Origin of the sequence: Prosthecobacter sp. (assembly GCF_044226605.1) — a bacterium.
In the GTDB taxonomy this organism is placed as follows: Bacteria; Verrucomicrobiota; Verrucomicrobiia; order Verrucomicrobiales; family Verrucomicrobiaceae; genus Prosthecobacter.
Genome location: NZ_JBGAGS010000004.1, coordinates 241,193 through 253,479 on the forward strand (window position 1 = coordinate 241,193; position 12,287 = coordinate 253,479).

Here is a 12,287-nt window from a genome sequence, read left to right on the forward strand (position 1 = left end):
GATGTGCAAATGCGACCGCAATCTCAGCGGCTCACGCGCATCCACTTCACCGCTTCCATGCCCGAGGCAAGCTCGCGCACACGCACCTCCCAGATTCCCGGCGTTTCGTTTCTGGCGAGATCCAGAGGCAGGATCAGCTCGCCATTGTCCACGACGTGGTAACCTTCAAACTCGGCGGGAGCGCCGTCAGCATCGCGAATGGTCACCTCCACCGGAATGGCCGCCGGCATGGGCCTTCCGCCCGAGGTGCTGAGGCCGATGCGCACCTCGGCCACGTTTCCGCAGGTGCCAACCACCGGCACATCGAGTTGCATTTCGATCAAGGGAGAAGGCGAGAGCAGCAGCACGCGGCCCTCCGCCGGGCCAAGCTGCAATGGAATGACGAGTCCGCTGTCCTCGCGCTTTGGCAGCAAGAAGCGTGAATGGGTGAGATCATAGACGTTCACTTTTTCCTGGCCAAGGTTCAGGCTGGCAGAGACGGGCAGGCCGGACTCCATCACCTTGCCATGCTGGCCGACGTAGATGCCGGGCTCCCGGCGGTCATTCATGACGAAAAGACAGGTTGCCTCTCCAGTCTGGCTGGCATGCAGAATGATGTCCGGGCTGTCACAGCTTAGTGCCGGCTGCCAGCCGCAGTCTTTGCAAGCCTGGGCGAGTTTTTCCCACAGAGGCTGAGCCGGAGGAGCATCCTGAGGCGGAGTTCCCGAATTGTCCACGGGGGGACTGTTTGCCGGGGCAGCGACAGCGGGTGTGGCGGGTGCCGCCTGCTCTGGCAGAACGGCATCGGCTTTGAGCGCAGGGCAAAGATGATCATCTGCGATGACTTTGCCGCCCGCCTCCTGCCATTGCCTGATTTTTTCCACGATACTGACGGGGAGGACATCGCAGTCGGTGAGGAACAGGACTTTGCGGTCATCCAAGCCGCCCTGAAGGAGAGTCTCCTCATACAGCAGATCTGCCTGAATGTGGGCATGCTGCAGAGCCTGCCATACTTCCAGGGTGCGTGGCGAACCACCGCAATAAAGACCGCGTCCCGCCATCACCTGCGAAGTGAAACTTTCGAGCATGACCACCGGAGAACGCAGCACCTGACGTCTTGCCAGCATGGGGCCCAGCGGGAAAAGCAGGCGCTGAGCGACATCGCTCAAGGCAGACCTGCTCTGCGGATGTGTGGTGCTGAACTTGTTATAAGATGCGTCCTTCTCAGCCGGGCGCAGGGCGAAGCCGTCGGTGAGGACGAGGCTTTTCACCGGGCGCGACATCGTCATCCAGACGTTTTCCTTCAGAATGGCGGAGGCCATCGTAATGCGCTGCAACTGCGCCGTGCGATCTGCCTGCACGATGGCATCCACGGTGCCTTCTGCTCCAAAAGGAGAAACCAGACTGCGCTCCCAGCTCAGGGGAACGATGCCATAGATGCCCATTTCAGTTCCATGCGCAGCTCTCATGGCGATCTGCTGATCCGCACAGAGACCTGCCAGCAAAGGGTTTCGAGAGTCCATGCTCTGGTCTCCGATGTTCGCAACCAAGCTGTAAGCACCTGCTTTTGACGGCTGACGCACCGAGGGGTAATGCATGATCCAGGTTTCATCACGGTCCTGCTTGCGCCGATCGTAGGATCGGCGCCAGGCATCATTCATTTCCTTCCATCCATTGCCTTCAGACCAGTACCAGCGGTAGTATTTCAGGATGGGATGATCGTCTGAAATCATGCGATTCTCCGGGAAGCCGGCAAGCATGCGCCAGTCGACGGATTCCCCCTGGACCTCGGCGGGAATGTCCTGCCCGCTGAAGGTGCGGTAGGCTTCCTGCTCCTTGGCACTGAAACCCGGCTTTGCTTTGCCGAGCGAAGAATTGATCATGACGCCGGACCACAGGTTGTTGGCGCGGTAATAAACGGTGAACATGTTGCCGCAGCCGAACATGAAGGCGACAGCTTCCGGGCTGGCGACATTGAGCTCGGGCGGAGAGTATTCCTTGCCATCACGCCCCACCTTGAAATGCTTCATGGCGAGCATGAGCTTGTCATAGTTCACCGATCCCACGGCTTTCAGGCCGGACAAAAGACCCGCCTCAAGCTTTGCCTGAACCAGCGGTGGACGCTGCCTGTCAGCAGTGCCGGCGTAGGGTGCGTCATCATTGCCGATGCCCGCCCAGTGTGTGCAGCCCAGGGCTTGCAGCCAGGGCAGGTCGCTCTGGCCGACACCATCCATGATGACCGGAAACATCTGCCTGCGCCTGCCAATGATTTTAAAATCTTTTTTCCGGCTGACGCGGGTGGTGCCGCTGCCCATGACCACCTCCAGCGTGTAGGTGCCGGGCTTGAGGGCAGTGTCCGGGCCGAATTCATTTTCATTGGCAGCACCCGGAGCGAGGTCGGGAAAAATGAACGACTGCGGGACACCATCGACCACATAGGTCATCTCCATGCCGCGCAATGGCTGCGTGCGCAGATTGGCGCATCTGATCTTCATGGACTGGGAGCGCGACAAGCGTTCCCAGACATGAGAGGTGCCAAGGATCTCCAATGCGAAAGCCGCGAACTCGCGCACGCCCGAACAGAGGCGTACCTCGTCGACGACACCCGGAAACACCGCGTTTCCGAGGACGTTGGCGCCCACGCTCAACGGCTGAGCACCAGGATGGGAGGCACCGCAGCGTTCCGCAAAAGATTCTCCGACGGACTGCGAATCGACATAAAACACCACTTTGCCCGCTCCATCATAGGTGAAGGCCAAATGCCGCCACTCATTGAGTGGAAGAGCCACTGGGGTGGAAACGTGCTCTTTGACAAACGTTCCAAAACCTAAACGAACCATCATCTGGCGCAGGCCACGCTCGTCGGCCGGCAACAGGTTCCAGCAAAAGTCCTCCATTTGCGCGCCTTGTTTGTCCAACAAACAGAGCGCCGCCTGCGCAGACGATGAGTTGTCTGTCACTTTCACCCACATTTCAGCAGAGAATGCGCCCTGAGGGGAAAGATGTGGCAGCCCGGGGAGGGTTCTGACATGCGGACCACATTTGAGCCCACCGTAAAAACGCCCATCCGGAACTGGGTTAGCGGGATAAAGGGACAGACTGGCACCGCGGCCAGAGGCATCGGTCTGCGGCATGTCATCGAACTTCCAACAGCCCATCACGTAAGGGCCGGTGGCGTCCAGATTGGAATAGCCTGCATCCCATGGATCCTGAAGCTGCGGCACCGCTGCCCCAAAGCATGCTTCGGTGACGATCAGAAGAGGCAGTATGACACGGCGGAGATTCATGGCAAAAGATGCGCCCTGCTTCATTCCGCCCCCATGTTCCGCTTCTGGTCAGAGGGCAGCTTTTCGATCTGCTGATGCCGGACGTAACGATAGAGCACCGGAAGCAGCCCGCGAGAGAGCTCAGGCGCCGCGCCCAGGCACGGCGAATTGGGAGCCAGGGTGAAATCTTGGTCTGCCAGGGAGACGAAGCCGGGATCGGCACCGACGTCCGAGGGGGTCAGCGTTTCGATGGTTCCGGTGAATTCATCTTCCGTGGGAATCCAGCCTTCCGTGAGCCAGTTTTTGCCCATCTTCAGCACGCCAACCTTGCAGACGAGGGAAAGATTTTTTCCTTTGGTGGTCGCATGCAGGATGTTTCCCTGGCAGTCGACTGTTTCATTTTCCGTCGACAGGCGGAACAAAGCGATGGGCTTGTCCCGAGTGGATACGACGGTGTTGTTATAAAAGTGGAGGACGCCTTTGCGGTAACCGCCGGTCTTGCCGCTGTCTCCGCCGTAATGAACGATCTGGTTGTTGCCGTCGCCATCGCGCTCGATGAAAACATTGCCAAAGACGTAAGTGTCGCGATAAGAAGACGATGCATTGAGCTCCGGATTGCCGGTGGCGTCCACGAGATCGAGCTGCCTGTTGCCGCCTTCAATCCAGTTGTAGGACACCACCAGTCCTGCAGAGCGGTCCTTGAGATTGTTACCCAGGCAGCCTGTGCGCAGCGGTCCGAAGTGATTGCCCTCAAAGACTATGCCGTTGCACTCGGTGTAAGCGTTGTGCTCCGAGATGCTTCCGGGGTTGCCGTTGTCATAAATATGGCAGCGTTCCACGCGGACATTTCTGGATTGCGGGCTGATCATGAGACCATTGCTGCTGCCGTGCAGAGTCAGGTTTCTCAGCACCAGATGATCAACGATCTCTACATTCACACTCGCGGCATCTTTTTTGTATGGGGTAGGACCACGCCTGCCGGTGAAGCTGAAAGAGGACCTGCCATTTCGGATGTCGAGATTCTCCAGAACGATATGAGCGGGTGCTGTCACTGCCGGCACATTCGCTCCACCAATCTTCACGACGCCACGCTCCTCGCCCCAGTATTTGACCATGGGGCTGGTCATTGCGTTTTCACCGTCGATCACTGGCAGCTTGCCACCCGGCCCCGGCACTCCGCTGACGGTGATGGGACTTCTTGCCGTTCCGCGGCAGGCCAGCACCCACTTCTCATGATAGGGCTGCTTGCGCCAGTTGATGCGGACCACATCTCCGGGCGCCAGTGCGTGCCATGGCACGGAGCCGATGTCTTCATGCGTCTTGCCCGGGCCTACTTCGTAAACCGCTGCCTTTGCAATCACAGGAGCCAGCAGGCTTCCAGACAAAGCTATCAACCTCAGAAAACGGAGAGGGGTGTCCAATGGTGGCATGATCGTGGTAAAAAAATGATCTTGAGTTAAATCGATTGTCCGGTGCAGGCACCCTTTTTCCAGTAAAATTTCCCTTCATCCGAACGATCAACCGGCACCTGTCCTGGCACGCAATGGATCCTTTCTGCCTGGGCGCCCGCTGTTTCGCAGCGGCTCATGAAAGCGGCTGTATCAAATCTTTAGGGTGCGCAGGAAAATGACCGCTATTCAGTGATGTAGACCGCATAAACCTTTGCCGAGCTGCCCGGGGCATAGTTCACGCGCAGAGCGAGTTTCTTGCCTGCCGGGAGAGGACTGGACCAGGCCAGGGGGACGCGGACGCCATTGGTGGATACTTTGCACGTATAGCCGGCAAGCGGATGGTCGAGGTGATCGAGCAACTCAACGCTGAGCGGAGACTCTGGCATGATGCCGTCCACATTCACCGCGATGTCTCTGGCAGTAAACGTGCTGGTAATGAAATGCCCTTCTTCGTCGGCCACCTTGCATGAGAGGGAGCCGAAGCCATCGCGGCGCAAGGTGGCGAGTCCGATGTCCATGTTTTCGAGATCACCACCGGTATTCCAATGAGAATACCAGATCATGGTCTTGTCTCCTTCATTGACAAAAGCATGGCCCTGCAAAATGGCGATGTCATCCCACTCACCGGGCTTTCCTCGAGGGATGAGCTGAAACCCTGGAACCGGTTCGCGAAAGTGCACGCCATCGTTGCTGATCATGAGCCCGAGGTCCACGCGCACGCCAAAGTTCCAGCTCTTGTCCTTGGGGGGCTTTTCTTCGGCGTCCTGCCACATGCCATGGAGGCCGACCATGACATTGCCGCGGTTCCACAATCCTGCGCCCATGTGCATCTGCTGTCCTTTGACGGGCGGGTCGGAAAGCTGGCCGGGACGTGCGTAAGAGAAGGCCTTCGCCTTGGACCAAGACACAAAATCTGGGGACCGATAGGCCAGCATGTCGCGGCCAATGTCCCTGCCGTCCGCGCGCCATGACCATGGGCTGAGGAGCTGGCCGGTGGCATAGTAAAAATCGCCGAAACGGTAGAGACCGCTGACTTCAAAACGCTCGCCCCCGGCATTGGCGGGACGGTCGCCGACGCATTTCCATTTCAGGCCGTCTGCACTGGTGGCGGTGACGAAGGCGCCCCAGCGCTTTTCGTTGGGCCCGATCTTGCTGCGACCACCTTTGACATCCTCAATGGGCATGTGTGCGATGAAAGCACACTTGAAGCGTTTTGCGGGATCGGGTTCATCAGGCTCATAGAGCACCGAGAGAAAATCGTTCACGCGAGTCATGGACCAAGGATCTCCTTCGATCAGGCAGATGTTGTTTTTGATGCTGCCATTGAACTCGACAAGACCGAGTTCGGGCTTGGTCCAGGTGATGCCGTCCTTGCTCTCTGCATAGCACATGGGACGCCACCAGCCGGGGGCCTGACCTTTGACGACCGCAGGCTCATGCATGCCGAGATACCACATGCGAAAGACATCTCCCTGCTTGAGCACCGTTCCGTAGAGAACGGCGTGGCCGTGATCCGGAGAGCCTGGGGGGCCATTGCGCAGCACCGGATTTCCCGGATGTTTCTGCGCCGTCTCCAACGTCAGCTTCAAATTGTGCTGCCAGGCGACATTGTGATCATCGAAGGCAAAGAAGACCTTCTCGGCCGCACAAAGCGGGAGGTGCAGAAGGCAGCTGAAAAGGCAGAGGGAGAGCTTCATGGGCGAATGGTAAGAACGGTCATGTCATCGCAGATTCTTGCGCAGATGGCGTGTCGAATTAATCCACGCTGAAATCGGAGAACAGGACGCACCAGTTCCACAAGGGATAGGGCCGGCCTGCGCGGGTGCCATAGGTGGCGTCTCCGAAGACATGGACAGACCGTTCGTCGTCGGAGTCGCGCAGATTGCCATAGCTGAAAGATCGCTGGACCACGAGTTCCTGACCGGCTGCGAATTTGACTCCATTGCGCAATTCCGCTGGAGAGTAGCGCAGCACGGTCGTGCCATTGACCTCGCCCACTTCCCGAATTGGGACGCGAGTCACCGGACCCGAAATGGTGGTCACAAAGAAGGCGCCTTCCGCGAGGAGCGGCCGGAGCCGCCCGGCGGCCGACGCTGACAGCACCATTTCTGCCAACGGTCCGGCTCCTTCCGTGAGCTTGGAAATCGTACCGAGTGCAAAGGAAAATGGATGGCCGTAGCTGACCTGGCATTTTCTGCCTGCAGGCAGCGCCTGGGACAGACGCAGGCGTATTTGGGTGGGAGAAGCGACTTCAACCGAACTCAGAGTGACCAACTGCCCCGTGCCCTCGCGCACACGAAAGCCTGCAAGGGAGGAAAAACCGCCCGGGGCAACGATCTCCTGGCGGGCGAGAAAATCGGTGTCCAGAACCAGCGGCGGGCGGGGGACGGCGAAGTCGATGAGGATGCTGTCGCGAGATGCATCGAGCTGCGCTTTGCGTGGCCGCACAGGCTGCCAGTCCTCACCTTGGTCGAGCACGCGATGCATGACCTTGCCCACTTGCTCGCCCCACCAGCGCTCGCCATCGGCGGAGAGATGGATGGGATCGCCGTGGCGATCGGGCTTGGTGCGGCTGTTGATGGCGCTGGGAACAGCGTAGTGGGGACCCACAAGCCAGATGTTTGGATCTGCATCCGCCGCCATCAGCTGTGCCTCGCCCGCCGGACCAAGAGTTTGATAAGTAAACAGCGGCAGAGGGTCCTTCTGACCGGTGATGGCGCACAAATCCGCGGACCATTGCCTGCGGTAGGCGATGAGTTGATCACGATACCATGCGAGACCTTCAGCATGGGGAAGCTCAGCATCCCAGCGCGTCGGGACGATGCCGCCCGTGGGGCCGCCATTGCCTTCGCCCTGCATCCAGTACAGGGCGGCGATGCGAAACTCTTTCCCCGCAGCCTTTGCCTGAACGACGGCACGGTGTGCATCGTCCAGACTTGTCTTATAGTAACCACCGCCGTGCTGACGCGAAGAAGGCGTGCGGGCATCGGTGGAAAGATCGGCGCTGGAAAGCTCCTGAATCTGCCGTCCCCCCTGCCCTGCACAGGCCACGAGAAAAGGCGGCACCGATTTGCCAACCCGAGATTTGTCTCTCGAAACCAGCGCCGCGCGCCAATGGTCTGCGATGCCGTTTGCGGCGGTTTCGCCGAGGCCGCCATTGACCTGCGCGCACAGGGGCATGATGGCAAACTGCGCGGCCGCACGCTGCTCCGGAGATGCCGAATGATCACCCGGCAACCAGGTGCGAACTCCGCGCTGAAAAGCCAGATTTCCCCAGCCGCTGTCTCTTTCCGTGACGACCGGCAGCGACTCCGAACCATCGCACAAGGACTGTCCCATCATCCAAATGCCCCGGATGGACGGCTTCACATCCTCCGCGAAAGTCTGAGCAGCAAAGAGGAGGAAGAGAATGGCTCTCACGGTTTGAAATCCTTTGGCATGAGTTTCATGAGCGCACTGGCATCAGCACCGGTGGCCGGGGCGCCTTCGGGGAAGGGCCGGCCGTTGATGAGGCAGTTGTCCCAGTGTGCGCTGCCTTCCACCTTGATCTCCATGTTTTCAAAGGTGCAGTTCTTTGCCTCAAGCGCGGCCCGGGCGGCGACGCTGCCGGTGTGGGGTTTCACGAGGCGACGGAGGAGGACATTTTCCATTTTCATGCGGCAGTCCCCATTGGCGCGCCCGGTGATGGAGAGACCGTTTTGTGCGGACGACAGCACGAAAGCATTGGTGAGGGTGTAGCGCCCTTCATCGAGAAAGAAGAGATCGAAGCCGATGTTTCTGGCGAGGAAGACGTTGGTGTAACTCGTCTGTGCCGTGCCTGTGTCCGTGATGCCGGTGCTGTTGCCGATGCTCAGAAAGCCATCGACGCGATACTGCGCCGACTCATGCGCGCTGATGCCGTCGTCACCGCACTCGATCGCAGCAATGTTTTCGAAAACGACGTCACGGCAGTCGCCATGAATGTTGAAGCCATCATTGTAAGGATGAGTGGCGGTGAGGTTCTTGATGACAAGATGCGCATTGTCTCCGCCCATCTGCACTCCTGCGCTGCGCACCGGGGCAAAGATCTGAGCGTCGGCGAGCTTTTGGCCGGCCGGCAGCCTGAGATAGAAGTCGCCGTAGATCTGCAGAGAGGAAGGCTTCGCACGGGAGGGATCTTTGACAAAGGTCCATTCACCGGGCTGGAGATCCTCAGGTTTTTTGAGAGGTGCGCTGCGGCCTTTGGAGGTGCGGCCCATGTGGTTCATCTGCCCGCCCCACAGAAAGAACCAGCGGCCAATCACAGCGTCATCCAAACGAGGCAGCAGCGCCTCGTTTTTAAAGAGGCCGGGAGAAACCTCGGTCCATTGCGCCGGATTTAGCGTATCGCTGCCCTCCAAGATCGCGCCGTGGCCATCTAGGGTGATGGGTTTGCCGGGCTCGCCTTTCTTGCCGTAGAAACCGGCATAGTCGCGATACACCCTGGGCTCGAGATGAATCACATCGCCGGGAAGGGCAGCTTTGATGGCATGGGCGATCGTGGGCATGTCCTTGTCTGTGCCGACGTGGATGTCCCGCGCTGCGGCGGATGCAGCGAGCAGGAGAAGAAAGCGTAAAATGCGATTCATGCGGGTGGAGTCATGGCCACAGCGGTGGAGTAGGCGGCTTTGAGTGCGGGGTCGGTCTGCGTGTGGCTGCCGCGGTAAACGAGGAGCAAACCGAGCCGGGCGAAGTCCGTGGTGTTTGGCGCGGAGTGGTGGATCGTCTCGCACTGATGAATGGTGGCATCTCCAGGAGCGAGCAGGCCGCAGAACTGATCGCGGAGTGGGACGGCAGGAGGAGACGCCATGCCGATGCTGTTGCCCCGCACGCCGCTGGGCTTTGTGGGCTGCATGCCGGCATGATGAGAGCCTTTGACGAAGAAGACGGGGCCATTGGCCTCGGTGACCGGATCAATGGCGATCCAGACGGTGAGCATGTCCGGCGGTGTCTGGCAGAAGTAGGCGTTGTCCTGATGATAAGGGACGCCGGAGCCGATGCGTGCGGGCTTGTTGAAAGTCTCAACACCCACCAGCACCGGCTCGCCATGCAGCAGTGGCGCGACGAGGGCGCGGATGTCGGCGCGTTCGCCGAGCTGGCGGAACCACTCATTGTATTTTTCCAGGCGCCAGAGATTGCGCACGGTTTTTTCATCCTTCTCGAAAGTACGGGCATCCGGAGGCTGGGCGCTGAGATCATCGCGGATGTAGCGCTCCAGTTCGGCACGCACTGCGGCCACTTCTTCAGCACTGAGAAACGCGCGGACGAGCACGACACCGTCGTTCTCATAATCGGTCACGAGTTGAACGGCGGGAGTCATGGAAGGTGAATGCCCGCACTGGTGAAAATACCGGCTCCGATGAACCGGGCGCGGGAGCCGAGATGGCGCTGGATGCGCAGCACCTCATTCCATTTGGCCATGCGTTCACTGCGGCTGAAGGAGCCTACTTTGAGCTGTCCGGCATTGGTGGCCACGGAGAGGTGGGCGATGAAGGCATCCTCGGTTTCTCCAGAGCGTGCAGAAACAACGGGCAGCCAGCCCGCGGCCTGCGTGCGGCGGATGGCGGCAAGGGTTTCAGTGACGGTGCCGATTTGATTGAGCTTGATGAGCACGGCGTTGGCGGTGTTTGCAGCGATGCCACGCTCTATGCGCTCGATGTTTGTGGTGAAATGGTCGTCGCCAATGAGCTGGCATTTTCCGCCGATGGCTTCACGCACGATCTTCCAGCCCGCCCAGTCGTCCTCGGCCATGGGATCTTCGATCGAGACGATGGGGTATTTGCCCACCCACTCGATCATGAGCGCGGCGAACTGCTCGGAGGTGAACCGGCGCTGCTCCAAGCCGAGTGTGTAGTGGCCGTCGTTAAACAGATCTGTGGCGGCGATGTCGAGAGAGATGCCGACTTCTTTCCCTGGAGTGTAGCCTGCGCGTTCGATGGACACCATGAGCGCATCGAAGACGTCTTCATTGCGGTCAAACATGGGCCAGTAGCCGCCCTCATCGGCCACACCGGCGAGGAGCCCCCGCTCGCGCATGACCTCGGCAGCAGCGTGAAAGACATTGGCGGTTACTTCAAGCGTCTCCTCATAACTCTTCGCGGTGAGAGCCATGATCATGAAGTCCTGGATATCGATGCGGCCCTGCGCGTGCTTGCCACCGCCAAAGATCTGGATTTCGGGAAGCGGCAGCAGAGTCCCCTGCCCCTCTCCGAGGGATTCGAACAAGGGAATGCGTTTCACATTTGCCGCAGCCTGGGCCACAGCCATGCTGGCACCGAGAATGGCATTGGCGCCGAGGCGGGATTTTCCAGGCGTGCCATCAAGCGCAATCAGTGCACCATCCAGTCCGGCCTGATCAAACACCTCGCGGCCGATGGCGGCACTGGCGATCTCGCCTTTCACATGAGAGACGGCTTTGTACACGGATTTGCCACGGAAGCGGGCTTTGTCGCCATCGCGCAGCTCCAGGGCTTCATGATGGCCGGTGGATGCGCCGGAAGGCACAAGACCGTGGCCGGTGGTGCCGTCTTCCAGTGTGGCGATGACTTCCACGGTGGGATTTCCGCGGCTGTCGAAGATTTGCAGAGCGTCAAGAGAAGTGATTTTCATGAATGCGCGGCCCACGCTGCCGTAAGCGCGGCCAGCGAGAGCGGTGGAGATAAAAGATGGGACTGAACGAAACGCGTGACGATGTCTCGATGTTCGGCGGAAAGATACTCGGCGGGCGATTTTCCATGCACGCGCGCAAGCAGCAGGCAGAGCAGAAGGCGCACGGTGTCTTGTTCAAGATCGTGACCGCAGGCGGACGTGTAGGCAGACCAAAACGCTGGCACGAGCTGAAGTGCCTGCGGATTCAAAAGGCCTTTGAGATGCAAATGCGTGAGCAGAAAGGCGGCATCGAAGGCTGGATCGCCAAACCACGCGCACTCGGCATCCAGCACAATGAGCCGTCCGTGGCCGACGAGCAGGTTTTTGGGACTGTAGTCGCCATGCACCAGCGCGAGTTTTGCAGCCGCGAGCCGTGCGGCCTCGGCCTGCAGAAATGCGGCGGCGGCCGGCACGCGGCCGGCGGTGGTCAGCAGGTAGGGATCGATGCGCAGCGCCTGGAAATTCGGCAAGGTGGCAAAGCGCTCGCGGGCGTCGGGATCGCCCCAGGATGCGGCGTGCATGCGCCCGAGAACATCGCCTGCCATCCGTGCGGTTTCGGGTTCGATCTGACCCGCGAGGAGCAGGGACTTCCAGTTCTGAAGTTCATCTCCGAGATATTCCATGGCAAACCAGCCATCGCCGCCGCCCAGGATGCGCGGCACGGAGGCGGGCATGACGGGAGCAACATACTCAAAGAAGGACTGCTCCACGCGATTGCGTGAGACATCGACGAACCAGTCATCCTTGACGCGAAGCTTTTCCAGGGCCGCCTTGACCACAAGCTTCCGCGTGGATGATTCCACCAGCACGATGTCGCTGGAGACTCCCCCCGTCAGCGGTGTGATGCGTATGTCGGCACCGCCGATCAGACCGGCGGATTGAAGGCGTGGCAGAAGGTCTTCGGTGGTCATGCGAGAAGCTTCAC

Annotated in this window: 8 protein-coding genes; all 8 read right to left on the reverse strand. The window is 59.7% G+C overall.

All coding sequences use genetic code 11. From position 1 onward, the window contains the following. Positions 1–23: 23 nt before the first annotated feature. Entirely contained in the window at positions 24–3,266 is a 3,243-nt protein-coding gene (locus ACILSO_RS07030; RefSeq protein WP_395736668.1) for a LamG domain-containing protein, read from the reverse strand. Positions 3,267–3,286: 20 nt separating this feature from the next. Continuing rightward, positions 3,287–4,606, reverse strand: coding sequence for a polysaccharide-degrading enzyme (locus ACILSO_RS07035; RefSeq protein WP_395736669.1), 1,320 nt, complete (start codon positions 4,604–4,606; stop codon positions 3,287–3,289). A gap of 272 nt (positions 4,607–4,878) precedes the next feature. Beyond that, positions 4,879–6,393, reverse strand: a complete 1,515-nt coding sequence (locus tag ACILSO_RS07040; RefSeq protein ID WP_395736670.1) for a hypothetical protein — start codon at positions 6,391–6,393, stop codon at positions 4,879–4,881. 58 nt (positions 6,394–6,451) lie between these two features. Next, positions 6,452–8,116 carry a phosphate ABC transporter substrate-binding protein gene (locus tag ACILSO_RS07045; protein WP_395736671.1) on the reverse strand — a complete coding sequence of 555 codons (1,665 nt, stop codon included), beginning with the start codon at positions 8,114–8,116 and terminating at the stop codon, positions 6,452–6,454. Continuing rightward, entirely contained in the window at positions 8,113–9,303 is a 1,191-nt protein-coding gene (locus ACILSO_RS07050; protein WP_395736672.1) for a hypothetical protein, read from the reverse strand. Before ACILSO_RS07050 ends, ACILSO_RS07045 begins: the two co-directional genes overlap by 4 nt. Then, positions 9,300–10,034 (reverse strand): phytanoyl-CoA dioxygenase family protein, encoded by a 735-nt coding sequence (locus tag ACILSO_RS07055; protein ID WP_395736673.1) that lies wholly within the window; start codon positions 10,032–10,034, stop codon positions 9,300–9,302. Before ACILSO_RS07055 ends, ACILSO_RS07050 begins: the two co-directional genes overlap by 4 nt. Beyond that, entirely contained in the window at positions 10,031–11,323 is a 1,293-nt protein-coding gene (eno, locus tag ACILSO_RS07060; RefSeq protein WP_395736674.1) for a phosphopyruvate hydratase, read from the reverse strand. The genes ACILSO_RS07055 and eno overlap by 4 nt, the downstream gene beginning before the upstream one ends. Further along, positions 11,320–12,273, reverse strand: coding sequence for a phosphotransferase family protein (locus tag ACILSO_RS07065; RefSeq protein ID WP_395736675.1), 954 nt, complete (start codon positions 12,271–12,273; stop codon positions 11,320–11,322). The genes eno and ACILSO_RS07065 overlap by 4 nt, the downstream gene beginning before the upstream one ends. Positions 12,274–12,287: the final 14 nt, after the last annotated feature.